This window comes from Nonomuraea sp. NPDC003709, from assembly GCF_040610775.1.
Lineage (GTDB): Bacteria > Actinomycetota > Actinomycetes > Streptosporangiales > Streptosporangiaceae > Nonomuraea > Nonomuraea angiospora_A.
The window spans coordinates 254,791-280,524 of sequence record NZ_JBEXMW010000014.1 but is presented as its reverse complement, the minus strand read 5'-3'; the positions used below and the strand labels follow the sequence as shown (position 1 = coordinate 280,524).

The window sequence follows — 25,734 nt, the reverse complement described above, 5'->3', positions numbered from 1 at the left end:
AGGCCACCGGCTCTCACGGGAGCGATTTACCACCCCCACCACCAGCGCCGGGAGCGGCAGCGCCAACCGCGCCAACCGCAACGCCAGCGCCTACGGCGACGGCAGCAACCCTGCTGGAAGTCGATCCTGGTGAGCTGAGAGCCAGCCATGATTCCTCCCCCGTTTGCTGACTTGCACAAATCGCACGTTAGCACCCGAAAAGCGACAAAGCACGAGATATCGCCTTTTTAAAAGGAACTTGACCAGTGAAACCGCCCGACAAAGGCCGTTGCCTGCCGCCGTTAAATCGACCGTAAATAAAAAGAACCGCTAATTCGGGTAACGGTAATCCCAAAGGATGCTGCTCAGAACTGGTTCCAAGGTGTAGGTCACCCGATACTTTGGTCCGATGGATCGGACGTCTGCGCCGGGGATCATGGGTGCATGGCATTCACCGGCGTCATCCTCATGATCCAGGGCTTCGGCGGCCTCATCGCCGATCACTTCTTCGGCAAGAACTTCGGCCTGCTGCACCTGGTGCTCGACGGCACCGCCCTGACCGTCGTGAGCGCCGTGGTGGGCGTCGCGGGCCTGCTCCTGACGATCGGCGCGATCAGCAAGGACTCCTGACGGCCACACCCCCGGACCCGCCCTCCGAAGAGGGCGGGTAGGACCTTTCCGAGAAGGTCAGGTGAGCGAGGAGTAGGCCACCACGCCGCGCCGCATCGCGTCGACCGCCTTGCCCGCCGTCTGCTTGATCTTGCTGCCGGGCGGGGCCGCGTTCCCGAGCTGACCGAGCAGGTCCATCAGCTGCTTGACCCACCGTACGAAGTCACCGGCCGCCAGCTCGTTGCCGTTCACCCCGTCCCGCAGGACGGCGTCCAGCGCGTGCCCCTTCGTCCACCGGAACGCCGCCCACGCGAACGCCAGATCCGGCTCCCTGATCGTGGACAGCCCATGGTCGGACTCGATGCCCTCCAGCTCCCCCCACAGCCGGATCATCGACGTCAGCGCCTCCTGCGTCCGCCCGGCGGGCACCTTCGGGCGGCGCGCGTCATCGGCGGCCCGCGACTCGAACACCAGCGCCGACACGCACGCCGCCAGCTCGGCCGGGTCGAGCTCCTCCCACAGCCCCTGCCGCAGCGACTCGGCGGTCAGCAGGTCGAGCTCGGTGTAGATGCGGCCCAGCCGGCGGCCCTCGTCGGTGACGGCCTCACCCTCGAGGTAGCCGAGCTGCTCCAGCACCGAGCAGATGCGGTCGAACGTCCGCGAGATGACGTGCGAGCGCCCCTCCACCCGGCGGCGCAGCCCCTCGGTCTCGCGCAGCAGCTTGTAGTAGCGCTCGGCCCAGCGGGCGTGGTCCTCACGCTCGTCACAGCCGTGGCACGGGTGCTGGCGGATGAGCCGGCGCAGCTCGTTGACCTCGTCGTCCTCCTCCGTGTGGTCGCGCGCCCTGGCCGGCTTGCCCAGGTCGCGGTCGCCCAGCTTGGCCAGCAGCGTGGAGACGAGGTTGGCGCGCTCCTTGGGCGAGCGGCCGTTGAAGTTCTTCGGGATGCGCAGCTTCTCCAGCGGCTCGACCGGGACGGGGAAGTCCGCCGGGTCGAGCTTCTTGATCTGCTTGCCGATCGTCAGCACCAGCGGGCTCGGCCCCTGACCGCGCGGGTTGCGGCCCGGGTCGAGCACGATCGCCAGCCCCGCCCGGCGCCCGCCCGGCACCCGGATGACGTCACCCGGCTGCAACGCCTCCAGCGACCGCGCGGCCGCCGCCCGGCGCGCGGCGCCGCGCTGCCTGGACAGCTCGGCCTCACGATCGGAGAGCCTGCGGCGTAGCGCCGCGTATTCGGGGAAGTCTCCCAGGTGGCACGTCATGGCCTCCTGGTAGCCCTCCAGCGCCTCCTCGTGCTTGCGCAGCTGCTTGGCCAGCCCGACGACCGCCCGGTCGGCCTGGAACTGCGCGAACGACTCCTCCAGCAGCGTCCTGGCCCGCTCCCGGCCGAACTGCCCGACGAGGTTGACCGCCATGTTGTACGACGGCTGGAAGCTCGACCGCAGCGGATACGTACGCGTGCCGGCCAGCCCCGCCACCGACAGCGGATCCATGCCCTGCTGCCACAGCACCACCGCATGGCCCTCGACGTCGATGCCGCGCCGCCCCGCCCGCCCGGTCAGCTGGGTGTACTCGCCGGGCGTGAGGTCGGCGTGGGTCTCGCCGTTCCACTTGTCGAGCTTCTCGATCACCACGCTGCGCGCCGGCATGTTGATGCCCAGCGCGAGCGTCTCCGTCGCGAACACGGCCTTGACCAGCCCGCGCGTGAACAGCTCCTCCACGACCTCCTTGAACGCCGGCAGCATGCCCGCGTGGTGCGAGGCCAGCCCGCGCTCCAGGCAGTCACGCCACTCCAGGTAGCCCAGGACGGCCAGGTCCTCGTCCGGCAGATGCGCGGTGCGCTCGTCCACGAGCTGCCTGATCTCGTGCCGCTCGCGGTCGGTCGTGAGCCGGATCCCGGCGTACAGGCACTTCTGAACGGCGGCGTCGCACCCGGCACGGGAGAAGATGAACGTGATCGCCGGCAGCAGCCCCTCGGCGTCGAGCTTCTCGATCACCTGCACCCGGTCCGGCGGGCGCGAACGCTGCGGCCGGCCGTAGCCGCGCCTGCCCCGCCCCGCCGTCAGCCGCTCGGCGTCGCGCGTCACCCGCATCAGCGTGGGGTTGACGCGCGGGGTCAGGTCGTCGTTCACGAACATGTCGTAGAGGCGGTTGCCGACCATCATGTGCTGCCACAACGGCACCGGACGGTGCTCGTCCACGATCACCGTGGTGTCGCCGCGCACCTCGCCCAGCCACTCGCCGAACTCCTCGGCGTTGCTCACCGTCGCCGACAGCGCCACCAGCCGCACCGACTCCTGCAGGTGGATGATCACCTCTTCCCACACCGCGCCGCGGAAGCGGTCGGCGAGGTAGTGGACCTCGTCCATGACCACGAACCCGAGCCCCGCCAGGGTCGCCGACCCCGCGTAGAGCATGTTGCGCAGCACCTCGGTGGTCATGACGACGATGGGGGCCTCGCCGTTGACGCTGTTGTCGCCGGTCAGCAGGCCGACCTTGGCGGTGCCGTAGCGCTTGACCAGGTCGTTGTACTTCTGGTTGGACAGCGCCTTGATGGGGGTGGTGTAGAAGCATTTCTGGCCCTGCTCCAAGGCCAGGTGGACGGCGAACTCGCCGACCACCGTCTTGCCCGACCCCGTGGGCGCCGCCACCAGCACGCCGTCTCCGGCCTCCAGGGCGCGGCAGGCGTCTAGCTGGAAGTCATCCAGCTCGAAGTCATAGAGACCTCGGAACGATCTCACCGCGGCCCCGTCGTCCCCATACTTGTGACGGAAGGCCGCATAGCGTTCCGCTGGCGTTGTCATACCCGTCAGCCTACCGAAATCGCCTTTCCGGTCGGTCCCCCAGTGGTCCGGCCGATCCTCAGCCGGCGTCCGAGCCGGGCGCCTTTACATTGTAGATTTCAAACGATGACCCGTAACGCCCCCGGACGCACCTCGCAGTGGACCGGCGCCGGGCCCACGCGTTCACCGTCGGCGTAGGCGATGACGTCCGCAGCCTCCAGCCGCACGCTCCGCACCCGCCGCACCGACACCGCCGGATGCCCCACGTGGGTCCCCCGGTAGACGCTCGGGAAGACCCGCAGGAACTCGGTCTTGGAGACCGCGTCCAGCATCATCACGTCCAGCAGCCCGTCGTCGGGCCGGGCGTCGGGGCACACACGCATCCCCGCCCCGTACGAGGACGTGTTGGCCACCGCCACCAGCATGGCCTCGCGTTCGACGACCTCACCGTCGTCGAGGGTCATCCGGAACGGGATCGGCCGGAACGAGCGCAGCTCCTCCACCGTCGCCACCAGATAGCGCGCCATCCCCGGCGGCCACGTCTTCCGGTTGGCCCGCTCGTTGACCCGCGAGTCGAACCCGCAGCACATCACCCCCGCGAACAGCTCGTCGGCCTGCCCGGCCCGGATCCGGGCGACGTCCACCAGGCGCGACTTCATGCGCAGCACGACGCGGGCCGCGGCCATGGGATCGGCGCAGGGCACCCCGAGCGCGGCCGCGATGTCGTTGCCGGTGCCCGCGGGGATGATGCCGAGCGGCACGTCGGTGCCGGCCACGGCCTGCACGGCCAGGTGGACCAGCCCGTCGCCGCCGAAGGCCACGAGCGCGTCGGGGCGCTCGGCCACGGCGGTGCAGGCACGTGCGAGGGCGTCGGCGGCGTCGGCGCCGACGATCACCGACAGCTCGGCCCCGCCGGCGCGCAGCCGGCGCGCCACGGGTTCGATCAGGCGCAGCGTACGGCCGCCGCGTGCGGCGGGGTTGACGAGCAGGGCGATTTGAGGGGACACGCCCGGAACTTATCGCCTATCGCGTGGAACCGGAATCCTCCCCGGGGCGATCGTCGTCGACCGGAGTGGAGTCCTCCACCAGCGGGGAGGCCTCGTCGTCGGACAGGTGGGAGAAGTCCTCGGTGGCGGGCCTGCGCTTCTCACGCATGAACATGAAGAACTCGGCCAGGAAGTAGAGCACGATCATCGGCATGGCCAGCGCCATCATCGTCAGCGGGTCGCCGCCGGGGGTGATGACCGCGCCGAAGACGAACATGGAGAAGATCACCCAGCGGCGGTACTTCTTCACCGTGGCGTGCGGCAGCACACCGATGATGTTGAGGAACACGAGCAGGAGCGGCAGCTCGAACGAGATGCCGAAGATCACGAGCATGATCAGCACGTAGCTGACGTACTCGTCGATCTGGATGATGGCCACGGTGTCGCTCGGCGCGAACCCGAGCAGGATGGCCAGGCTGGTGTCCATGATCACGTACGCCAGGAAGGCGCCGATCAGGAACAGCGGGATCGCCAGCCCGAGGAAGGCGATCGAGTAGCGCTTCTCGTTGCGGTAGAGGGCGGGGGTGACGAAGGCCCAGACCTGGTAGAGCCAGACGGGCGAGGACACGACGACGCCCACCATCGCCGAGACCTTCAACGTCAGGAAGAACGACTGGAAGATGCCGCCGTAGGTCAGCGTGCACTCGCCGACACGCAACTGCTGGGCCTGCGGCGTCTCGCAGAAGGGCTCCTTGATGAACGCCCAGACCGGATCGAAGAAGATCCAGCCGATGATGATGCCCACGACGACGGCGGCGGCCGCGATGAGCAACCTGTTACGCAGCTCGCGCAGGTGCTCCATGAGGGGCATGCGGCCCTCGGTGTCGTGGTCGGGTGCCGGCTGGCTCGACCGTTTGAGCAGCGCCATCTAACAGTCCAGGTGAGGAGGAGGGATGGGGTCAGACGCGCTTGTCGGCCTGGGCGGCGGCGCTGGCGCGCAGCCGGGCGGCCTGCTCCTCGAGCTGCCTGGCCTGCTCCTCCGCGGAGAGCGCGGGGGCGGGCGTGGCCTGGATCTGCTGGGGCTGCGCCGCCGGGGGCTGCGGCTGAGCCGGGGCCTGCGCCTGGGCCTGGACGGTGTGGTTGTCGTCGTCGTCTTCACGGAGCTTGGCCGTCTCGGACTTGAAGATGCGCAGAGAACGGCCGACGCCGCGGGCCATCTCGGGCAGCTTCTTCGCACCGAAAAGCAGGACGAGCACCAGCGCGATGATCAGAAGTTCGGGGACTCCGAGTTGCGACATGAAACGCCCTTTTCTAGCGAGTGCCTGTTTCAGCCACGATCGTACGCTGCCTGGGGCGTGGTCTCACCCCCCTGGCCCGCCAATCTGGCCCGCCGCGGCTCCAGCTGGGCCGTCGCCTCGGCGATTTCCCTTTTCAGGGTACGTGCCGCCACGACGACGCGGGCACCCGCGACCCCGACCACGCCGAGCCCCGCGACGCACAGCCCGCCGGCCACGTAGATCCACATCATGACTGGTGAGCGTACAGGGCCAGGGCCCGCTCGGCCTCCTGGCGCACGGTCTCGGCCATCTCAGGGGGTGAGACGACCCGGCCGGTGTCGCCCAGGCGCAGCGCCAGCTTGAGGATCCAGTCCTCGTCGCGGGCCCGCAGCGCCACCCGCAGCCGCCCCTCGCCCAGCTCGGTGACCTGCTCGCACGGGTAGTACTCGGCCACCCACCGCCCGGCGGCGCTGAGCTCCAGCTCGACCAGCTCGTCGGTGGGCGAGGGCCGGAAGACGCCCCGGGTGACGTCGATGGGCTCGGCCTCGGCCGGCGGGTCGGCGGGCACGTCGAGCACCTCGACGCCGAGCATCCGGTCGAGCCTGAACAGCCGCATCGCCTCGGCCCGGTAGCACCAGCCCTCCAGGTAGGTGCGGCCGTCGACGACCACGACCCGCGTGGGGTCGACCTCGCGCGGCGTCACCTCGTCGCGCCCGGGAACGTAGTAGCGCAGCGACAGCCGGCGGCCCCTGGTGAGCCCCTCGCGCACGCGCGGCAGCGCGTCGGGGGCGGCGTCCACGTCGACCGCGAGCTGGCTGCTGAGGGTGGCGGCGCCCTCGCCGGCGGCCCGCTCCAGCTTGGCCGTCACGCGGGGCAGCGCGTCGCCCGGCACCTCGTTGGCAGGCAGGGCCAGCTCGGGGGTCGCGGCGAGCATGCGCAGCGCGACCAGCAGCGCGCTGGCCTCGTCGATGCCCAGCCGCAGCGGCCTGCCGATGGTCTCGGCGTTGTCGATGATGATCTCGCCGCCGTCCCAGGAGACGTCGATGAGGTCGCCGGGGGTGTGGCCGGGCAGGCCGCACATCCACACGAGCTGCAGGTCGTCGATGAGCTGCTTCTCGCTCAGCCCGAACACCGCGGCCACCTCGTCGACCTGCGCCCCCGGGTGGGACATCAGGTACGGCACCAGGGCCAGCAGCCTGGGCAGCCGGTCGGCCGACCCGCTCATCGCAGCTCCTCTGTCATGCCATTGCCCCCTTCAGTCGGCGGATGACGGCCTCGCGGGCGTCCGGCGGCCCGACGACCTCCACGTCGGCGCCGAGGCTGGCCATCCAGCCGGCCAGGCGTTCGGGGTCGGTGAAGGGCAGATCGGCCTCGTCCCACCCGCGCTCCCCCGTGCGCACGGCCGCCGCGAGCTGCCGCAGCCCCTCGCACGTCCCCTGGCGTACGCGGACGACGGCCAGCCGCTCGTCCGTCGAGTCGTCGGGAAAGCCGACCATACCCCGGAGATCGACCCCTTCGGGCACCTCGACGGCGCCGGGCCTGCCCATGACGGTGACCTGGCCGGTGACGCGGCTGAGCCGGAAGACGCGCGGCGCCTGCCGGTCGCGGTCGAACCCGGCCACGTACCAGCGGCCGTTGCGGCTGACCACGCCCCACGGCTCGACGGTGCGGGCGCGCACGCTCTCGCTGCCGGCGCCGCGGTAGTCGAAGCGCACCACGCGCCGGTCGCGTACGGCGTCCCACAGCGCGGGGAAGGCCGGGTCGCGGGTGTCCACGCGCAGCTCCAGCGCGCCGCCGCCCATGGACCCGCCCATGGACGCGCCGACGGGCCGGTCGGTGGCCACGCCGCCGGCGCGCAGCTTCAGCAGCGCCCCGGAGGCGGCCTCGGCCAGGCTGGCCCGCTGCCACACCTGCGCGGCCAGGCCGAGCACGGCGGCCTCGTCGGGCTCCAGGGTGATCTCCGGCAGCTCGTACGACTCGCGCTCGATCCGGTAGCCCGGCTCGTCCTCCCAGGGGTCGCGCACCACGTCGATGGGGATGCCGATCTCGCGCAGCTCGTTCTTGTCACGCTCGAACATGCGCTGGAACGCCTCGTCGCCATCGCGGTCGTAGCCGGGGACGGCCTGGCGGATCTGCTCGGCCGACAGTGGCCTCCGGGTGGCGAGCAGGCAGATCACGAGATTGAGCAACCGTTCGGTCTTCCGGCGCGACATCTGCCTCACTCCTCCTCCATCGACGCTACCCTGCCCCCGTGATCAGATGGCGCAAGGGCGAGGTTGTACGGATCCGACGCGAGTGGCCGGGAGCGGTGGAGCTGGACGTCGCCGTCCCCGAAGGGGAGTGCCGGGCGCTGGCCTATCCGCCGTTGGTCGGCCGCCCGGAACCCGGCGACGAGGTGCTGCTCAACACGACGGCACTCGCGATGGGTCTCGGTACGGGAGGTTACGCCATGGTGGTGGCCGTCCCTAACCGTTTGCCGCAAGATCCTGCCGGTCCGGGCCACCTGGTGAAGGCCCGTTACACGCCGCTGCAGGCCACGGTGCTGGGCGCCGACGAGCAGGACTCCCCGCATCATGACAGATTGCGCGAGGCCGACTCCCTCGACGGGATGCCGGTGGTGGTGGCCGACCTGCACTCGGCGCTGGCGCCGATCCTGTGCGGACTGTACGCCGACCGGCCCGGCACGCGGGTGGCGTACGTGATGCAGGACGGCGGCGCGCTGCCGGTGTGGTTCTCGATGGCGGCGGCCCGGCTGCGGGAGATCGGCTGGCTGGCGGGCGTGGTCACGGTCGGGCAGTCGTTCGGCGGCGACGTGGAGGCGGTCACCGTCCACACCGGGCTGCTGGCGGCCCGCCACGTGCTGGAGGCCGACGTGGCGATCGTCGCGCAGGGCCCCGGCAACCTGGGCACGGGCACCAGGTGGGGCTTCTCCGGGGTGTCGGCGGGCGAGGCGGTGAACGCGGCGGGCGTGCTGCGCGGCCGCCCGGTGGCCGCGCTGCGGGTCAGCGAGGGCGACCTGCGCGAGCGCCACTACGGGGTCTCGCACCACTCGCTGACCGCCTACGGCCGGGTCGCCCTGACGCCCGCCGACGTGCCGGTGCCGGAGCTGCCCGGGGAGTTCGGCGAGCGGGTCAGGGACCAGTCCGAGCTGCTGGCCGTCCGGCACCGCCTGGTGCCGGTGCCGGTGGAGGGCCTGCACGAGGCGCTGCGGGAGTCCCCGGTGCGCCTGTCGACGATGGGCAGGGGCCTGGAGGAGGACCTGCCCTACTTCCTGGCCTCGGCGGCGGCGGGCAGGCTGGCGGCCTCGCTGCTGTCGTAGGAGTCCTTGAACGTGAACGCCTCGGGGCTCGGCCCCTCGGCCCTGAGGCGCTCCAGCCGAGCGATGCCCTCGGCCAGCGTCGGGATGTGACCCTCGGGGATCCACCACATCACCATGTACGGCTCCGCCAGGCGCAGGAACCACTCCCTGCGCCTGCGCAGCACGCCCAGGTGGGCGCTGCGGTAGGTGTAGTTCCACAGGCTGTCCAGCGACTCCCACACCGAGAAGTTCATCAGCAGGTGGTCGCCGTAGTCGTGGATGACGGTGGCGGTGGGGTCGCTCTCGCTCTCCTTCAGCCGCCACACGAACCCGGGGGCCTCGTCGGCGATGGTGTTGACGGGCTCGAGGAGGGCGACGAACTCGGCGAGCTCCTGACTGTCGATGGGCGCGCGCAGATGGGCGATGTTCAGCTCAGCGAGATGCATGACGCTCAGCACACCACCCGTCCGCCTTCTATGTCAATCCTCATTTGTTTTAGAGAGGGAGACGCAGCAGTCCCCCGGCCGCGGGTCGAGCCTGGCCCGGCCCGGCTCGTCGCCGAGCCCTTCGAGCAGCCCCTGGCACAGCGCCAGGTTCATGGAGCACACCAGCAGCGGCTGCTCCTCGGCCAGCACGTGGAAGGGGCAGTTGCGCAGCCGCAGCGCGCCGCCCTCCTCGTACGGCTCGTAGCCGCGCTCCCTGAGCACCCGCTCGACGGGCTCACCGGCGTGCCTCTTGGCCAGCCGGGCGCCGGCCTCCCGCGCCGCCCGCTCGGCCCGCTCCTCGGCGCCGAGCGCGTCGACGACCTCGGCCAGGACGGAGGCGAGCGCGCCGTAGTCGCGCGGCGGCAGGCTCACCGACCGCTCGCCCCTGGCCCGGCGGTAGACCTTGGCGGGCCGGCCGCTGCCCGGCCCCTTCTTCTCCTGCTGCCGGAAACCGCTCTCGAGCAGCCCCGCCTCGACGAGCTTGTCGAGGTGGTGGCCGGCGAGGGTCCTGGAGACGCCCGCGGCCTCGGCCGCCTCCCCCCTGCCCACGTCGCCGCCGCGGCCCGCGACGGCCGCGTACAGGCTGCGGCGTACGGGGTCGTGCAGGAGGGCCAGCGCGTCGAGGTCGTCGCTACTCACAACGGGAGTCTATGAAAGCTTCCGCTTCACGTGCTTGTACGTGCACGCGCGGCTGGCGTCGGACGGGACGTTGCCGTACCTGCGCCAGCACGCCCCCTTCTTGATCACCCAGATGTCGACCCACTCGGGCGCGTGATAACGGCGGTGGGCGGCCGTGGCGTTCTTCAGCACGCGGGCGGCCACGGCCTTGGCCTGGGCCTTGTTGGCGGCGGAGGTGTTCACCCACGTCGTGCCGGCGTCGCCGCCGACGACGCAGGGCTTCTTGACGCCCTTGCAGAAGGGCGGGTCATCGGCGGCGGACGCGGCCGTGGCGCCGCCGAGGAGGACGGCTAAGGCGGATGCGATGACCAGGAAAGTGCGGATCATGAGGTTCATCCTGCCTCAATAGGCGGCGATGACGTCCACGACGTAGACGAGCGTGTCGGTGCCCGTGATGCCGTGGGCGGGGTCGCCGGCGGGGCCGTACCCGTACGAGGGCGGGACGACCATCAGGACCCGGCTGCCGGCGGGCATCCCGACCAGGGCCGCCTCCCACCCCTTGGGCACGCCGCCGTCGCCGATCCTGAACGCCTTCGGCCGGCCGCTCGTCCAGGTGGCCTCGAAGACGTGGCGGCGGCTCCAGATCGCGCCCTCGTACTGGGCGACCACGAGCTGCCCCGCCCGCGTGCCGCGCCCCTCGCCCCTGGCCAGCACCTTGACCTCGAACGCGGCCGGCGGGGCGGTGGCGGGCACCTCCAGCCCGGGCGGGGCGCCGGCGGTGACGCGCACGCCCGCCAGCGAGCCGCCGCCCGCCTCGACCGAGGCGCCCTTGGGGTGGGCGCCGAGGATGTCGACCACGTAGACCAGCTCGTCATCGGGCCCGACGCCGGGCGGCAGGCGCGCGCCACGGCGTTGATCGGGCGGGAGCGCGGCCAGGACCCGGCTGCCGACCCTGCGGCCCCGCAGCGCCCCGTCCAGCCCCGGCGGCAGCTCCCCCAGCGGGAACGCGGCCGGGGTGCCGCGGTCGAAGGTGGAGTCGACCAGGCGGTTGTCCCCGCCGTCCCAGACATGTGCGGTGTACTGAACGATCGCCGTGTCGTCCGCGCCGAGCCGGGCGCCGCCGCCGGTCGCCAGCTCCTCCACCCGGAGCCCGGCGGCCGGTCCGCCGCCCGCGAAAGTGATCGTCGGCCTGGCCCCGAACGGGCCGTCCACCGTCATGCCGAGATCGCGCGCGGCACCGCCCGAGCAGCCGGCCAGCAGGACGATGACCGGCAGCAACACGGCGGTACGGCGGTGCGGCATCGGTCCTCCCACGCGGCGGGGCTGGGCGTGGCGATGCTACCGTGTCCGGCCCGCGGGCGGGCCGGACGGGAGGTCGGCTCAGGAGGCGCCGAGAATGTCCACCACGAACACGAGGGTGCTCTTGGCGGGGATGCCCTGCTGCGCCTGGTCCCCGTAGCCGAGGTCCGGCGGGATGCTCATCACGACCCGGCTGCCGACCGGCACCCCGGCCAGGCCCTGCTGCCAGCCCTTGATGACCCCCGACAGCGGGAACTCGGCCGGCTGGCCCCGCTCCCAGGTGGAGTCGAACTGCTTGTCGCTGCCCCACAGCTTGCCCGTGTAGTGGACGGTGAGCGTCTGGCTCGCCTCCACCTTCGGCCCGGTGCCCTCGATGAGCGTCTTGACGACGAGCTTGTCCGACGGCTTCTCATCGGTCTTCGTGGTCAGCGTCGGCGCCTTGTCGCCGCCCGGGCTGACGACCTTGACACCCTTGAGGCTCTCGCCGGTCTCCTTGCCGGTGGCGGCCTTCAGCGGCGGCGGCTGGGTGCCGACGATGTCGAACACGAACACCTTGGTCGGCTCGGCCGGCTGCGTGGCCGGCTGCTGGGCCATGCTGTCGTTGGCGAGCACGGCCAGCAGCCGCCCGCCGTGCTTGACCTTGGTGAAGCCCTCCTGCAGCACCTGCGGGATCTGCTGGTCGACCGCGATCGTCTCGGGCTTCTTGGTGTCGTAGGAGGAGCCCTGAACCGCGTTGCCCTTGCCGTCCCAGTTGTAGACGGTCAGGTTGACGATCACGCGGTCGCCGGCCTTGACCCCGTCGCCGGTGCCCGGCTGGATCACCTCGTACGACGACTTGCTGGCGGGCGTGCCGGCGGGGAAGGTCACCGTGGGCTTGCCGCCCACGTCACCGGTGACCTTGACCCCCGCCCCGGCGCCAGCGCCGGTGGCGGTGGCGCCGGTGCTCGCACCGTCGTCGGATCCGCAGGCGGCGGCGAACAGGATCAGTGGCACGGCGGCCAGTACGGCCATAGCGCGGCGCATGGGTTTCCCTCGGGAAGACGGCAGATTCGCGTCACCCTACCCGACATCCTGGTAGGCCCGAGGTAAACCACGCGCTACATCCCGGCTATGAGCTTGTCCACCCTCTCGTCCACGCTCCGGAACGGGTCCTTGCACAGCACCGTGCGCTGCGCCTGGTCGTTGAGCTTGAGATGCACCCAGTCGACAGTGAAGTCGCGCCGCTTCTCCTGCGCCTTGCGGATGAACTCGCCGCGCAACCGCGCCCTGGTCGTCTGCGGCGGCACCGACTTGGCCTCGAAGATCTTCAGGTCGGACGCCACCCGCTCCACCGAGCCACGCTTCTGCAGCAGGTAGAACAGGCCACGCTTGCGGTGCACGTCGTGGTAGGCCAGGTCGAGCTGGGCCACCCTGGGCGAGGACAGCGGCAGGTCGTACTTCTTCCGGTAACGCTCGATGAGCTGGTATTTCGTCACCCAGTCGATCTCCCGGGAGACCAGGTCGAGGTTGCCGGTGTCGACCGCGTTCAGCGTGCGCTCCCACAGCTCCAGCACCCGGTGGGCGATGGCGTCGCCGCCGCGGCGGTCGACGAAGTCCTTCGCCTTGGACAGGTATTCCTGCTGGATCTCCAGGCTGGAGGCCTCCCGGCCGTTGGCCAGGCGCACCCTGCGGCGGCCGGTCATGTCGTGGGAAACCTCGCGGATGGCCCTGATCGGGTTCTCCAGCGACAGGTCCCGCATCACCGTGCCCGACTCGATCATGCGCAGCACCAGGTCGGTGGCGCCGACCTTGAGCAGCATCGTGGTCTCGCTCATGTTGGAGTCGCCGACGATGACGTGCAGGCGGCGGAACCGCTCGGCGTCGGCGTGCGGCTCGTCCCGGGTGTTGATGATGGGCCGGGACCGGGTCGTGGCGCTGGAGACGCCCTCCCAGATGTGCTCGGCCCGCTGAGAGACGCAATAGACGGCGCCGCGCGGCGTCTGCAGGACCTTGCCGGCCCCGCAGATGATCTGCCGCGTCACCAGGAACGGGATCAGCACGTCCGCCAGCCGCCCGAACTCCCCGTGCCTGCCGACCAGGTAGTTCTCGTGGCAGCCGTAGGAGTTGCCGGCCGAGTCCGTGTTGTTCTTGAACAGATAGATGTCACCCGCGATGCCCTCTTCGCGAAGCCGTTTCTCGGCGTCGACCAGCAGGCCCTCGAGGATGCGCTCACCCGCCTTGTCGTGCGTGACGAGCTCGATGACGTTGTCACACTCGGGTGTTGCGTATTCAGGATGGCTGCCCACGTCGAGGTAGAGACGCGCGCCGTTGCGGAGGAAGACGTTGCTCGATCGGCCCCAGGACACGACCCGCCGGAACAAGTAGCGCGCGACCTCGTCGGGCGACAGCCTGCGCTGTCCCCTGAACGTGCAGGTCACACCGTACTCGTTCTCCAGCCCGAAGATGCGACGATCCATCACCTCACACTATGCCCATGGATCCGCGAGCGGGAGAGATCTTCCAGGTGTTTTCCCACCCGGCCCTCTGTGATCCCTCTTTTATCCCCTTTGTCCCGCGCCCGCCCCCACGGGGCACGGGTCCTTTTTCCCGCGTTTTCCAGGGCCCTCGTGTCAGGGCGTCCAGATCTCCTGAACCTGGACGATCTTCCCCTTGTAGACGGTGATGAGCGCGGGTTTCCCCTCCCGCTTCATCAGCACCGACCTGGAGCAGCGCTTGTCGCCCAGCCCGGTGTCCCGGTTGATCGTCATGCCGCCCTCCGACTCCCCGCAGCCGAACGCCGACAGATAGACCACGTCCTTGGCGACGGGCGAGGCGTACGCCATGACGTCACCCTCGGGCGGGCCCACGAAGTAGCCCTCGGTCTCGGTGCCCTTCTTCCACTTGATCGGCTGGTACTCGGCCACGTCACCGCGGATCAGGGTGATCCGGCCGCGCAGGATGCCGTCATGGCGGGAGTGGATGCCCTTGGTGAAGTCGTGCTTCGGGTCGGACTGGAGGGTCGTGCCGAAAGGCTTGGGCGCCTTGAAGTTGGGGAACGCGGCGGCGTACCCGGAGGACGCGCCGGCCACCGCGGTGGCGGCGTGAGCGGCGTGGGCAGCCACACCGGAGCTCAGCACCACGGCCACAGCGGCACCGGCCGCCAGGAGGCCACGCATGGGAGTGTTCACGGATTCTGAGACCCGATATCACCCCCCGAAGTTCGTCTCAACCCCAGTGATACAAGTCACACTCCCCCACACCTTCACCACCAATACCGCCTTCCCCACCACCCCACCGGCCCCCTCCACCCCCTCACCACTCCCCCCGCACACAGCACCCAACGGACCGCTGCCCATGCACCGGCCCACGCCCTCACCACCCTCGCCCCGCCACAAATGGGCGCACACCATGGCCACCGCAGGGTCATCTGGCCGCGCCCCGCCGCCTTCCCGTCACGCCACCCGCCGGGCTCCTCGCCACCCACCTCAACGCGCCCTCGCACTCACCGCCGCCCAGCGACCACACGCCCTCACCGCCCGCGCCCGGCTACCCCTCCACCGCCGCCGACCGCCACACGCCCGCTGCCGTGTCGCGCGACCGCCCGCACCCCTTCGGGCGACGGGCGCGGCGTCCGAAGGGCCCCCGAGGCACCGTCCAGGCCCGCGCCGCGAGTTGCCGAAATGACGGCTGGGGCCCCGGAGTAATCGCCGCCGCCCCGTACCGCCACACCCGTACCGGGCCAACGAAAAACCCGCCAGGGGTAGCCGTAGCGGCCCCTGGCGGGTGTGAGAAGAGTGGACGGCTACAGCGGCGACGAGCCGTCGTCCACGTCGCCCTCAGGCCCCGTGGGAGGCGGGGTGTCCTCGGACGAGGGCTTGGCCGCGGGCGGCGGGGTGGCGGCCGGGGGCGGGGTGGTGGTCTGGGCCAGGAGGCGCTCCAGGCGGGCGCCCGTGAGCCGCAGGAACTTGCGGTGCTCCCGGTTGCGGTCGAGGACCGCCACCTCGAGCTGCGCCACCGGCGGCCGCTCGCCACCAGGCTCGGTGAGCGCCGTCAGCGCCACCTCCAGCGCGTCGGCCAGCGACATCGACTCGCGGTAGCGCTCCTTGAGCCGGGTGGACACCGCGTCCGCCTGGCCGCCCATGGCCGCGAAGCCGTGCTCGTCGAAGACCGACCCGTCGAAGGTGAGCCGGTAGATCGCGTCGCCGTCCTTGGTCTCGCCGACCTCGGCGACCACGACCTCCACCTCCAGTGACTTGATCGACTCGGTGAAGATGCGACCCAGGTTGGAGGCGTACAGGTTGGCCAGGCCGCGCCCGGTCACGTCGGAACGGTCGTAGGTGTAGCCGTTGATGTCGGCGTAACGGATGCCGCCGAGCCGCAGCTCCTCGAACTCGTTGTACCGGCCCACGGCCGCGAACCCGATGCGGTCGTAGATCTCGCTGATCTTGTGCAGTGCCCGCGACGGGTTGGGCGCGACGAACAGGATGCCGTCGACATACTGCAGCACGACGACGGAGCGGCCCCGCGCGATGCCCTTGCGCGCGTAGTCGGCCTTGTCCCGCATGATCTGCTCAGGGGACGCATATCCAAAAGGCATGGACACGTGCGGTGGTCCTTTCTAGCGCAGCGGGGCGATAGGGCCGTCAGGCGAGATCAGGCGGGCTTCGAGCATCTGCTCCACGTAGTCGGAGACCTGCTCCTCGCTCAGCCTGCGGAAGCCGTCGGCGTCGATCACCGACACGATCGGCCAGATCTTCCTGGTGACGTCGGGCCCACCGGTCGCCGAGTCGTCGTCGGCGGCGTCGTAGAGGGCCTGGATGAGCGTCATCACCATGTCGTCGGCCGACGAGCCGTCGCGGTAGAGCTTCTTCAACGACCCGCGCGCGAAGATCGAGCCGGAGCCGATCGCGTCGAACCTCTCCCGCTCGTACGGCCCGCCCGCGACGTCGTAGCTGAAGATCCGCCCCTCGTCCTTGTCGGGGTCGTACGCGGCGAACAGCGGCACCACCACCAGCCCCTGCATCGCCATCGGAAGGTTGCCCCTGATCATGGTGGCCAGCCGGTTGGCCTTGCCCGCCACCGACATCGTGCGGCCCTCGAGCTTCTCGTAGTGCTCCAGCTCCACCCGGAACAGCCGGGCGAACTCGATGCCGGTGCTGGCCGTGCCCGCGATGCCCATGCACGAGTAGTCGTCGGCGCGGAAGACCTTCTCCACATCGCGCTGGGAGATGATGTTGCCCGACGTCGCCCGCCGGTCGCCCGCCATGATCACGCCACCGGCGAAGGTGGCGGCCACGATCGTCGTCGCGTGCGGGACCTGGTCGCCGATCGGCGTGGCCAGCACCTCATTCCGCTGCGGCAGCAAATCAGGCGCATACGAGCTGACAAACTCCGTGAACGAGGAACTTCCGGTGTTGCGGAAAAACTGGTTGACCAAGCCGGCGGGCAGATCCCTGTGCGATGCCACGCGACTCCCTCCAAACGTCAGTGTTCCTAGGGCGACCCTACTCATGTTGGGTTGTTGTCTGCACTTCCCACGATCAGCTCACGGCGAACCCGCGTGATCACACGCCGCCCCGTTCCGTGTTCAGATCGTTTCTTTACGGCTCCCGGCGGCCGTGCGACTGTCGGTATGTCTGCACGTCCTGAACAGGAGGCCGACATGCGATTCCCCAGCCGACCTGCGGTGATCGCCACCCTGGCCGCCCTCGCCCTCACATCCTGCGGCACCGGCGCGGACTCCGGCGCAGGCAGCGTCTCCCTGACCATCGCCGCCAACTCCATCTCCGGCGGCAAGAACTCCGAGTCCGCCGACTGGATCAAGCGGTGGGTGATCCCCGAGTTCGAGAGGACGCACCGCGACGTCAAGGTCCTCTTCCAGCCCAGCGGCGTCGACGACGAGCAGTACAAGACGAAGATCGCGCTCGACCTCAAGTCCGGGACCGGCGCCGACGTGATCGACATCGACGGCATCTGGGTCGGCGAGTTCGCCCAGGCCGGCTACATCAAACCGCTGCCGGAGGTCGGCGGCGCCACCGTCGAACAGTGGGAGGGCTGGTCACAGATCCCGCAGGCCGTGCAGAGCCTGGGCATCTTCGACGGCAAGAAGTACGGCCTGCCGCAGGGCACCGACGGCCGCGTCCTGTTCTACAACAAGACCCTGTTCGCCAAGGCCGGCCTGCCCGGCCCGTGGCAGCCCAAGAGCTGGCAGGACATCATCGACGCCGGCACCAGGCTCAAGGCCGCGGGCGTGCCCGTCCCCATCCAGATCGACGCCGGCACAGCCATGGGCGAGGCCACGACCATGCAGGGCGTGCTCCCCCTGCTCGCCGGCGCCGGATCCGAGATCTACGCCGCCGGCAGCAAGTGGACCGGCGCCTCCCGGTCGCTCAAGGACGCTCTCGGCTTCTACCGGCAGATCTACGGCGGCAGCGGCCTCGGCGACCCCAGGCTGCAGCAGGAGGCCAAGGGCCGCGACAAGTCCTTCGCCCAGTTCGCCGCCGGCAAGATCGGCATTCTCGCCGAGAGCGACTACTTCTGGCGCTCCGTCGTCGAACCCCGGGCCGGCGTCGCCCCCATGAAGGACCGCGACCAGGTCGTCGGCTACGCCAAGATCCCCGCCGAGCGGCCCGGCGCCGGCGTCCGCGGCCAGGACTTCGTCAGCATGTCCGGCGGCGCCGTCCGCGTGCTCAACCCGTACTCCAAGAACCCCAGGCTCGCCTGGGACCTGCTCGCCTTCATGCACTCGGCGGCGGCCACGAAGGCGCAACTGGCCGGGCAGGCGCGCATCAGCTCGCGCGCCGACGTCAACGACGAGGTGCTCACCGCCGACCCGATGCTGAAGTTCGTCGCCGACGAGGTGCTGCCCCTCACCGCCTACCGCCCCGGCCTGGCCGTCTACCCGCAGGTGTCGGCCGCGCTGCAGGAGGCCACCGCCGCCGTCGTCAGCGGCACGAGCCCCGACGAGGCCGCCGCCGCGTACCAGGCGAAGCTGGAGGACCTCGTCGGCGGCCCGGCCCACGTCGGCGGCTGAGCCCGGCTCCGCCATGAGCGGTGAGCCGGCCACACAGACGAGGGAAGACACAGGATCCCGGCGATCGAAGGATCGCCATGAGCACCGACGCCGCAGGGCTCGGCAAAGGCAGGGCGGTCGCATTCGTGCTGCCCGCCCTCGTCCTCATCGCCGTCTTCCTGATCTTCCCCGCGCTGCGGACCATCTACCTCGGACTCACCGACCACCGCCTCACCGGCCTGGCCGCCGCCGAACCGCAGGTCGTCGGGCTCGGCAACCACGCCTCTCCCACGTCCGCGTACCCGGCCGGGACGCACCGCTCTACCTGCTCCTGCTGCTGTCACGCGTGGGTACGCGCGCCCACCTGACCGTCGAGAACGGCGAGTTCACCGCCGCCGGGCCCGTCCGGCTGCGACAGGACCACGCCGCCGCGCACCATCGCCTACCCCGAAACCCCCACTACCCCCGGACCCCCACCACCCTCATCCAGGCCGTCGTCCAAGAAGGCGAAACACCACCCATCGGCAACCCCGCCTGGGCAGCCCCCGCCACGCCCTCACCTACCGCGACGACCGCCTCCACACCGTCTCCACAGGGCCTCACGACATACTGATAACCATGAGGGACTGGATCCTCCACGTCGACCTCGACCAGTTCATCGCCGCCGTCGAGATCCTCCGCCACCCCGAACTCCGCGGCAAACCCGTCGTCGTCGGCGGCTCAGGAGACCCCACCCAACCCCGCACCGTGGCCGCCACCGCCACCTACGAAGCCCGCGAACACGGCATCCACTCCGGCATGCCACTGCGCACCGCACTCAAACGCTGCCCCGAAGCGATCTTCCTGCCCAGCGACCCACCCGCCTACGAAGCCGCCTCCGCCCACGTCATGGCCGTACTCCGCGAATTCCCCGTACGCGTCGAAATCTGGGGCTGGGACGAAGCCTTCCTCGGCGCCACCACCGACGACCCCGAAACCCTCGCCGCCACCATCCGCCAGACCGTACGCGAACGCACCCAGCTGTCCTGCTCCATCGGCATCGGCGACAACAAACACCAGGCCAAACTCGCCTCCGGCCTCGCCAAACCCGCCGGAATCTACCGCCTCACCAGCGACAACTGGGCCGAGATCATGAACGACCGCCCCACCGACGCACTCTGGGGCATCGGCGCCAAGATCTCCAAAAAACTCGCCGCCCTGGGCCTCTACACCGTCGCCCAACTCGCCGCCGCCGACCCCGCCCACCTCGCCCGCCACTTCGGCCCCACCAACGGCCCCTGGTACCGCTACCTCGCCCTCGGCAAAGGCGAAGCCGAAATCGTCACCACACCCTGGATCGCCCGCGGCCACAGCCGCGAAACCACCTTCCAGCACGACCTCACCGACGAAGCCGACATCACCCACCACGTCGCCGCCCTCGCCACCCAGGTCGCCCACGACGCCCGCGAAGCCGGCCGCGACATCACCCGGGTATCGGTCAAGGTCCGCTTCACCCCGTTCCTCACCCGAACCCGCCAGTCAAAACTCCCCGCCCCCACCACGGACCCGGCCACCATCCAGCAGGCGGCCCTCACCATCCTCACCCGCTTCGACTTCACCCGCCCGGTCCGCCTCCTGGGCGTCGCCGTCGACTACACCCTCCCCAAAGCCGATCAGCCCACCCTCGACACCGTCGAATAGAACTCGCCCCGAAGCCGCTCCTCAGCCTCGACCAACCCCCGAAACTCCTCCTCCGAAACCTCGACCTCGTCGAACTCCTCAACGGTCGCCTCGACATAAGAAAGCGCCCGCCACACCACACCTGGATCATCCCGGAACTGCCCGATCCCCGTATTACACGGCAGACACAACGCAAACCGCACATCACCGGTGCGATGACAATGGTCCACATGCTCGAGCGGCCGATCCCAGCACACCACACACAAACCATGCTGAGCCGAAATCATCCGCTCGACATCCTCATGCCGCACCCGATAGCGCTGCGTCAGGTGATAACTCCGCGTCCGCGCCACCTCATCCGAGGCGCGCTGCCGCGGGAGGACCACGAACTCGGGCCAGAGAATCTCCCCGTCCAGATAAAGGGCCGCCAACTCCAGCAACACCAGATTGTCGCCGAAGTGGCCGAGCCCGTTGTTGCAGTTGAAACAGAGAATGCCCCGGACCTGGCCGGTCTGATGACTGTGGTCGACGAACGTGCCGGGGACGGCCCGGCAGATGGCGCAGAGCCCGCCCTGGTGGGCGAGCATGCGCTCGAAGTCGTCCTCGGTGATGCCATAGCGGCGCTTCAGGTGGTAGTTGCGAGTGCTGCCGTGATTCTTGATCCGCTCCTCCCGCATCACCGTGTTGTGACACGGCTTGCAATAAGCGGTCAGCCCTGATTTCTCTGCCCGGTTGCGCCCGAACTCCTCTACCGGCTTCGCTTCCCTGCATCGGGGGCAGTATTTGTGCCCATCCGGGGCGATGACCGCCTCCCGAACAGTTTTTCCCTGCTCAGCCTTTCTCTTCCGATAGCTCTCAGTGGAACGCCGCCGGAAGCAGCCCTTGCAATACTGCGCCAACCCATCGGCCCTGCGCTTATTGCGCCCGAACTCGGAGACCTCCTTTTCTTCCCCGCAGTCCGGGCACCGCTTGAACCCATCCGGCGTCTCCACCGATCCCCCTCCTATCCGATGTCCGATTTACCCCCTATTCGCCGCCTTTCTGTACATAGCTCCTCACGAACTCCTCTGCGTTCTCTTCGAGAACTTCGTCGATCTCGTCCAGAATTGCGTCGACATCGTCCGTGAGCTTCTCCTGGCGCTCCTGAACGTCCGGCGTCGCCGAGGCCTCGGTCTCCTCGACTTCGCTCTCGCGCCGACCGGCCTGCTTCTGGCCTCCGGTGTCCTTGGTTGCCATGTCCTACCTCCGGTTGGGGGACTGCCTCTAAGGCATATCTTCCCCGAACCGAGCGACATTTCGCGCCGATCGCCCAGCGATCTTGTCGGCTTGACTAGATAGTCAAACTATCCAATAATGGATCCACCTACACACGAGGAGGTTCCGATGTCCCCCGCATCCCTGAGCACGGCCGGTGTGCTCCTCATCACAGTCCCCGGGGTGGCCTTCGGCGGCGTCACCCTGTTGAAGTTCCTGATGCGTAATGTCCCCGGCTACCTGGACAACCCGGTCCGGCGTGGCCTGTGGCGGGCCGGGCACGCGCATGCGGGCGTGCTGGTGCTGTTCTCGCTGGTGGCGATGCTCTATGTGGACCAGGCGAGTCTGCCGGAGGGCGTGAAGGCCCTGACGCGGGTGTTGATCGTGGCCGCGCCGATCCTGATGCCGCTGGGTTTCTTCCTGTCGGTGGTGCGTCCGGGCGACACGAAGCCGAGCAGGTTGATCTGGCTGACGGTGGCGGGCGGGGCGTGCCTGGCGGTGGGCACGCTGACGCTGGGTGTGGGGCTGCTGTAGGAGACCGGCCCGTGTGGGCCGGTCTCGTTCAGAAGGGCTCAGTCGCCGCCGGTGAGGGCGGCGACGAGGTCGGCGGCGGTGCGGCAGCGGTCGAAGAGTTCGCCGACGTGGGCTTTGGTGCCGCGCAGTGGTTCGAGGGTGGGTACGCGCTGGAGTGATTCGCGGCCGGGGATGTCGAAGATGACGGAGTCCCAGGAGGCGGCGGCGACGGATTCGCTGTATTGGCGCAGGCAGCGGCCGCGGAAGTAGGCGCGGGTGTCGTTGGGCGGGTGTTCGACGGCGCGCTGGACTTCGTCTTCGGTGACGAGGCGTTGCATGCGTCCGCGGGCGACGAGGCGGTTGTAGAGGCCGCGGTCGGGGCGGATGTCGGAGTATTGCAGGTCGACGAGCTGGAGTCTGGGGTGGGACCAGGGCAGGCCGTCGCGGGTGCGGTAGCCCTCGAGGAGTTCGAGTTTGGCGACCCAGTCGAGTTCGCGGGAGAGCTGCATGGGGTCTTCGGCGAGCCGGGTGAGGACGGACTCCCAGCGGTCGAGGATGTCCTTGTTCATCTCCTCTTGGGCGGTGCCTCGCTCTTCGACGTATTTGCGCGCTTGTTCGAGGTATTCCATCTGGAGCTGGATGGCGGTGAGCTTGCGGCCGTCGCGCATGGCGATCTCGTAGCGGCAGGTGGGGTCGTGGGAGACGGCCCGGAGGGCTTGTACGGGGTTTTCGACGGCGAGGTCGCGGGTGAGGAAGCCTTCTTCGATCATGGCGAGGACGAGGGCGGTGGTGCCCAGCTTCAGATATGTCGAAATTTCCGACATGTTGGCGTCGCCGATGATCACGTGCAGCCGGCGGTACTTCTCGGGGTCGGCGTGCGGCTCGTCGCGGGTGTTGATGATGGGCCGCTTGAGCGTGGTCTCGAGGCCGACCTCGACCTCGAAGAAGTCGGCGCGCTGGCTGATCTGGAAGCCTTCGCCGCGGGAGTCCTGGCCGATGCCGACCTTGCCGGCGCCGACGACGACCTGGCGGGAGACGAAGAAGGGGGTGAGGTGCCGGACGATGTCGGCGAAGGGGGTGGCGCGCCGCATGAGGTAGTTCTCGTGGCAGCCGTAGGAGGCGCCTTTGGCGTCGGTGTTGTTCTTGTAGAGCTGGATGGGCGCGTTGGAGGGGATGGCGGAGGCCCGGGTGGCGGCGTCGTACATGACGCGTTCGCCGGCCTTGTCCCAGATGACGGCGGCCCGGGGGTTGGTGCACTCGGGCGAGCTGTATTCGGGGTGGGCGTGGTCGACGTAGAGCCGGGCGCCGTTGGTGAGGATGACGTTGGCGAGGCCGAGGTCCTCGTCGGTGAGCTGGCTGGTGTCGGCGACCTCTCTGGCCAGGTCGAAGCCGCGCGCGTCGCGGAGTGGGTTCTCCTCTTCGAAGTCCCACCGGGCCCTGCGCGCCCGGGCCGCCGAGGCGGCCAGGTAGGCGTTCACGACCTGCGAGGAGGTCACCATCGCGTTGGCGCCTGGCTGGCCGGGTACGGAGATGCCGTACTCGGTCTCGATGCCCATCACCCGACGCACCGTCATGCAACACCCTCTGTTCGTCCGGATCTGCCTATCCGCCGTTTATATGCCCGAGCCTATGCCCTTCACAGTGCCCCAGGGTCACAGAGTTATGGCACCGACGCCTTTTCAACCTGTACGGCCGGAGCTGATGGGGTTTGCGTGGGTCTGCGGGGCTTGAGTAGCCGCTGGATGGGCCGTTCGGCAAAGGAGTACACGAGATACGACAGCACCACGGCCGTCAGGACGGTCGTGGCGGCGATGGCCCAGGGGGGCATGTGGCCGGTGAGCGCTGGGATGAGGGCCACCGCGACGACGCCATGGAACAGGTAAAGCGGGTATGTGATGCCGCCGAGCGCGGTGAGCGTCCTGGACGGTTTGAGGCGGATCAGCCCGAGGGCGGCGACGGCCATCACGGCGAAGATCAGCGTGATGGTGATGATCACGCTGACGTCGGTGACGGGCATGTTCTTGAACCCGACGTTGTCGACGCGCCGGTGGACCCGGTCGAGCGCGGAGCCGATCGACAGGGCGTACGCGCCGGCCACGTAGAGCCATGGGAGCCAGGCGCTGCCGTGTTTGTGGATGAGGTAGAGGGACATGCCGGCGATGAAGTAGGGCGCGTAGTCGGGCATGACGATCTCGTTGACGATCTCGTTGCCGAGCAGGTCGGCGCCGAAGGCGGCCACCAGCCAGACGCCGGAGAAGATCAGGACGCGCCCGTACGTGACCCCGATGATCACGAGGATGACCATCAGCAGGTAGAAGCGGAGCTCCGCCCACAGCGACCAGTAGACCTGGCTGGCGTCGGTGACCTTGAACAACCGCTGGAACATGGTGGCGTTCACCAGATAGTCGCCTGGTGAAAGTTTTGGGTCCAGCGCCTTGGCGCCGGTGAGCCCGTAGAGCGCCGCGGTGGCGACGAGGCTGAGCCAGTACGCGGGATAGAGGCGGACGAACCTGGACTGGGCGAACCCGCCGAGGCCGCGCCCCCACACGGTCATGAGGATGACGAACCCGCTGATGATGAAGAACAGCTCGACACCGAGGATGCCTAACCCCGCGAAGGGCGCCAGCGGCGGGAACAGCGCGGCGGGCCTGGCCCCCCAGACGGACGCGTACGCCACCAGGTAGTGGAAGGCGACGACGGCCAGGGCGGCGATGAAGCGCAGGAGGTCGAGCTCGGCCAACCGGCCGTCCCCCCGAGCATGCTTGGGCCGGTTAGGTGCGTGCACGCCCTTTTTGACGTCACCTGGATCACTTTGGTTCCACGGGGCCCTCCGTTCCCACCACCAGCGGGCGGGAGGCGTCGTCGAGCCCGAGCGCGTCGCGGGCCGCGGGCGTGAGGGCGAGCAGGCCGGCGGCTCCGGCGGCGCCGCACCCGGACAGGTGGACGCCGTGGCCGGCCAGGAGGCGGGCGGCGTCGGCCGCCTGGTCGTCGGTGATCGTCATGTAGAGGTCGGCGAGGTGGTGGAGGAGCTGGAAAGCGATGACGGAGGGTTCCGGGCAGTCGAGGCGGCCGAGGATGGTGCGGCCGCCCTGGACGCGTACGGGCTCGCCGGCCCGGGCGCTTTCGAGCAGGCAGGGCGCGCCTTCCGGCTCGACCACGACGATCTTGGGCTGCTCGCCCCAGCGGTCGCGCACGTACGCGGCCCCGGCGGCGGCGAGCCCGCCGACGCCCGCCTGGAGGAACACGTGGGTGGGCGCGCCCGCGGCCCCGTGGGGCGTGCTGTGGCCGCCGGTCAGGGCCGAGGAGCCGTTGAGCCTGCCCGAGTACGACTCGAGGCCGGCGCGCGCTCCTGGGGGCGTGGCGGGGCCGCCGGTGCGCGCGGTCTGCGCGGGGACGGCGGGCAGGGCGCCCGGGTCGGCGAGTTCGTCGAACAGGACGGTGTAGCCGCGCATGACGTCGAGCGGGATGCCGGTGTAGCCGTTCCAGGAGCTGTCGGCGACGAGCCGCCAGCCGTTCCGTTCGGCGGCCTGGATCGCGGCGGCCATGCTGGCCTCGTAGTCCTCGCCGCTGCGCCGCACCTCGGCGCCGAGCCCGCGCAGCCGCTGCGCGAACGCCTCGGGGACGCCTTCGCTGAGGTACACGACGCAGTCCACGCCGACCTCGGCGGCGCCGGAGGCTACGGAGATGCCGTGGTTGCCCGCGCTGGCGCACACGAACGGCGTACCGCCGCCCTCGTGCTCGGCGAGCAGGTGGACGGCGTACGCGCCCCCGAGCGCCTTGAAGCTGCCCAGCCCCATGCGCCCGCTCTCGTCCTTGACGTGGACGGCTTCGGTTCCGGCCAGGTCCGGGATGGTGCGGACCGGCGTGGGCCGGTAGGAGGGGTGCCGGGCGAAGTGGGCGCGGGCCTGGCGGGCGTGCTCGGTCCCGATGAGCGCGCGGTCGTGCGCGGTGTACGGGGCGCGGGCGGGGTTGAGGTACTCCATGA

27 protein-coding genes are annotated in these 25,734 nt (G+C 69.8%); 6 read left to right on the top strand and 21 right to left on the bottom strand.

The genetic code is table 11. The features are described 5' to 3' along the window. The first annotated feature begins 423 nt into the window (after positions 1 to 423). On the top strand, positions 424 to 609 hold the full coding sequence (locus ABZX61_RS37135) for a hypothetical protein (protein WP_350731909.1): 186 nt from the start codon (positions 424 to 426) through the stop codon (positions 607 to 609). Between the two features lie 57 nt (positions 610 to 666). Here the strand turns inward: ABZX61_RS37135 and ABZX61_RS37130 are convergent, their stop codons facing one another. The 7 genes from ABZX61_RS37130 to ABZX61_RS37100 all read right to left on the bottom strand — a co-directional run bounded on the left by ABZX61_RS37130 (position 667) and on the right by ABZX61_RS37100 (position 7,845). Further along, complete coding sequence (locus ABZX61_RS37130) at positions 667 to 3,390, bottom strand: DEAD/DEAH box helicase (RefSeq protein ID WP_350731907.1); 2,724 nt, start codon at positions 3,388 to 3,390, stop codon at positions 667 to 669. Between the two features lie 98 nt (positions 3,391 to 3,488). Continuing rightward, entirely contained in the window at positions 3,489 to 4,376 is an 888-nt protein-coding gene (locus ABZX61_RS37125; RefSeq protein WP_350735439.1) for a YegS/Rv2252/BmrU family lipid kinase, read from the bottom strand. A gap of 16 nt (positions 4,377 to 4,392) precedes the next feature. After that, positions 4,393 to 5,283: a twin-arginine translocase subunit TatC gene (tatC, locus tag ABZX61_RS37120; RefSeq protein WP_355200876.1), complete on the bottom strand. Its 891-nt coding sequence runs from the start codon at positions 5,281 to 5,283 to the stop codon at positions 4,393 to 4,395. A 31-nt stretch (positions 5,284 to 5,314) separates the two neighbouring features. Further along, positions 5,315 to 5,653 (bottom strand): Sec-independent protein translocase subunit TatA, encoded by a 339-nt coding sequence (tatA, locus tag ABZX61_RS37115; protein ID WP_355200874.1) that lies wholly within the window; start codon positions 5,651 to 5,653, stop codon positions 5,315 to 5,317. Positions 5,654 to 5,682: 29 nt separating this feature from the next. Beyond that, positions 5,683 to 5,883, bottom strand: coding sequence for a hypothetical protein (locus ABZX61_RS37110; RefSeq protein WP_350735430.1), 201 nt, complete (start codon positions 5,881 to 5,883; stop codon positions 5,683 to 5,685). Continuing rightward, positions 5,880 to 6,857 (bottom strand): WYL domain-containing protein, encoded by a 978-nt coding sequence (locus ABZX61_RS37105; protein WP_355200872.1) that lies wholly within the window; start codon positions 6,855 to 6,857, stop codon positions 5,880 to 5,882. The genes ABZX61_RS37110 and ABZX61_RS37105 overlap by 4 nt, the downstream gene beginning before the upstream one ends. A gap of 13 nt (positions 6,858 to 6,870) precedes the next feature. After that, positions 6,871 to 7,845 carry a WYL domain-containing protein gene (locus ABZX61_RS37100; RefSeq protein WP_355200870.1) on the bottom strand — a complete coding sequence of 325 codons (975 nt, stop codon included), beginning with the start codon at positions 7,843 to 7,845 and terminating at the stop codon, positions 6,871 to 6,873. 38 nt (positions 7,846 to 7,883) lie between these two features. On the opposite strand from ABZX61_RS37100, the gene ABZX61_RS37095 reads away from it, so the two are divergent. Further along, a complete protein-coding gene (locus ABZX61_RS37095; protein WP_355200868.1) occupies positions 7,884 to 8,951 on the top strand; it encodes a DUF3866 family protein in 1,068 nt (355 codons plus the stop codon). Here the strand turns inward: ABZX61_RS37095 and ABZX61_RS37090 are convergent. The 9 genes from ABZX61_RS37090 to prcB all read right to left on the bottom strand — a co-directional run bounded on the left by ABZX61_RS37090 (position 8,897) and on the right by prcB (position 16,676). Continuing rightward, the gene (locus ABZX61_RS37090; protein WP_355200867.1) at positions 8,897 to 9,376 is read right to left on the bottom strand and encodes a DUF3291 domain-containing protein; all 480 of its coding nucleotides are present in this window, start codon (positions 9,374 to 9,376) and stop codon (positions 8,897 to 8,899) included. The genes ABZX61_RS37095 and ABZX61_RS37090 overlap by 55 nt on opposite strands. 33 nt (positions 9,377 to 9,409) lie before the next feature. Next, positions 9,410 to 10,054: a helix-turn-helix domain-containing protein gene (locus tag ABZX61_RS37085; protein ID WP_350735417.1), complete on the bottom strand. Its 645-nt coding sequence runs from the start codon at positions 10,052 to 10,054 to the stop codon at positions 9,410 to 9,412. A gap of 9 nt (positions 10,055 to 10,063) precedes the next feature. Beyond that, entirely contained in the window at positions 10,064 to 10,420 is a 357-nt protein-coding gene (locus tag ABZX61_RS37080) for a hypothetical protein (RefSeq protein WP_355200865.1), read from the bottom strand. A gap of 15 nt (positions 10,421 to 10,435) precedes the next feature. After that, the gene (locus tag ABZX61_RS37075) at positions 10,436 to 11,335 is read right to left on the bottom strand and encodes an FKBP-type peptidyl-prolyl cis-trans isomerase (protein WP_355200863.1); all 900 of its coding nucleotides are present in this window, start codon (positions 11,333 to 11,335) and stop codon (positions 10,436 to 10,438) included. A 78-nt stretch (positions 11,336 to 11,413) separates the two neighbouring features. Then, positions 11,414 to 12,355, bottom strand: coding sequence for an FKBP-type peptidyl-prolyl cis-trans isomerase (locus ABZX61_RS37070; RefSeq protein ID WP_355200861.1), 942 nt, complete (start codon positions 12,353 to 12,355; stop codon positions 11,414 to 11,416). A gap of 74 nt (positions 12,356 to 12,429) precedes the next feature. After that, positions 12,430 to 13,788, bottom strand: coding sequence for a Pup--protein ligase (pafA, locus tag ABZX61_RS37065; RefSeq protein WP_185076838.1), 1,359 nt, complete (start codon positions 13,786 to 13,788; stop codon positions 12,430 to 12,432). Between the two features lie 153 nt (positions 13,789 to 13,941). Next, positions 13,942 to 14,487: a hypothetical protein gene (locus ABZX61_RS37060; RefSeq protein WP_355200859.1), complete on the bottom strand. Its 546-nt coding sequence runs from the start codon at positions 14,485 to 14,487 to the stop codon at positions 13,942 to 13,944. A gap of 626 nt (positions 14,488 to 15,113) precedes the next feature. Then, a complete protein-coding gene (prcA, locus tag ABZX61_RS37055; RefSeq protein ID WP_350735404.1) occupies positions 15,114 to 15,908 on the bottom strand; it encodes a proteasome subunit alpha in 795 nt (264 codons plus the stop codon). A 21-nt stretch (positions 15,909 to 15,929) separates the two neighbouring features. Beyond that, positions 15,930 to 16,676, bottom strand: a complete 747-nt coding sequence (gene prcB / locus ABZX61_RS37050; protein ID WP_355200857.1) for a proteasome subunit beta — start codon at positions 16,674 to 16,676, stop codon at positions 15,930 to 15,932. 297 nt (positions 16,677 to 16,973) lie between these two features. Between prcB and ABZX61_RS37045 the strand changes: the two genes are divergently transcribed. The 3 genes from ABZX61_RS37045 (at position 16,974) to ABZX61_RS37035 (ending at position 20,003) form a co-directional block, all read left to right on the top strand. Further along, positions 16,974 to 18,344: an extracellular solute-binding protein gene (locus ABZX61_RS37045; protein ID WP_355200855.1), complete on the top strand. Its 1,371-nt coding sequence runs from the start codon at positions 16,974 to 16,976 to the stop codon at positions 18,342 to 18,344. Positions 18,345 to 18,421: 77 nt separating this feature from the next. Next, complete coding sequence (locus tag ABZX61_RS37040; protein ID WP_355200854.1) at positions 18,422 to 18,691, top strand: hypothetical protein; 270 nt, start codon at positions 18,422 to 18,424, stop codon at positions 18,689 to 18,691. A gap of 250 nt (positions 18,692 to 18,941) precedes the next feature. After that, positions 18,942 to 20,003, top strand: coding sequence for a DNA polymerase IV (locus tag ABZX61_RS37035; RefSeq protein ID WP_355200853.1), 1,062 nt, complete (start codon positions 18,942 to 18,944; stop codon positions 20,001 to 20,003). On the opposite strand, the gene ABZX61_RS37030 is transcribed toward ABZX61_RS37035, so the two are convergent. Both ABZX61_RS37030 and ABZX61_RS37025 read right to left on the bottom strand, forming a co-directional pair. After that, complete coding sequence (locus ABZX61_RS37030) at positions 19,976 to 20,974, bottom strand: endonuclease VII domain-containing protein (RefSeq protein WP_355200851.1); 999 nt, start codon at positions 20,972 to 20,974, stop codon at positions 19,976 to 19,978. The two genes, ABZX61_RS37035 and ABZX61_RS37030, sit on opposite strands and share 28 nt — an antisense overlap. A 34-nt stretch (positions 20,975 to 21,008) precedes the next feature. Further along, positions 21,009 to 21,218 carry a ubiquitin-like protein Pup gene (locus ABZX61_RS37025; RefSeq protein ID WP_185076845.1) on the bottom strand — a complete coding sequence of 70 codons (210 nt, stop codon included), beginning with the start codon at positions 21,216 to 21,218 and terminating at the stop codon, positions 21,009 to 21,011. 147 nt (positions 21,219 to 21,365) lie between these two features. Here ABZX61_RS37025 and ABZX61_RS37020 point away from each other — a divergent pair, with 147 nt between their 5' ends. Continuing rightward, complete coding sequence (locus ABZX61_RS37020) at positions 21,366 to 21,770, top strand: hypothetical protein (protein WP_350735389.1); 405 nt, start codon at positions 21,366 to 21,368, stop codon at positions 21,768 to 21,770. Positions 21,771 to 21,808: 38 nt separating this feature from the next. On the opposite strand, the gene dop is transcribed toward ABZX61_RS37020, so the two are convergent. The 3 genes from dop to ABZX61_RS37005 all read right to left on the bottom strand — a co-directional run bounded on the left by dop (position 21,809) and on the right by ABZX61_RS37005 (position 25,732). Next, positions 21,809 to 23,323, bottom strand: coding sequence for a depupylase/deamidase Dop (gene dop / locus ABZX61_RS37015; RefSeq protein WP_350735387.1), 1,515 nt, complete (start codon positions 23,321 to 23,323; stop codon positions 21,809 to 21,811). Positions 23,324 to 23,409: 86 nt separating this feature from the next. Beyond that, positions 23,410 to 24,489, bottom strand: a complete 1,080-nt coding sequence (locus tag ABZX61_RS37010; RefSeq protein WP_355200848.1) for an acyltransferase — start codon at positions 24,487 to 24,489, stop codon at positions 23,410 to 23,412. 67 nt (positions 24,490 to 24,556) lie between these two features. Further along, complete coding sequence (locus ABZX61_RS37005; protein WP_355200846.1) at positions 24,557 to 25,732, bottom strand: pyridoxal-phosphate dependent enzyme; 1,176 nt, start codon at positions 25,730 to 25,732, stop codon at positions 24,557 to 24,559. Between the last annotated feature and the right edge of the window lie 2 nt (positions 25,733 to 25,734).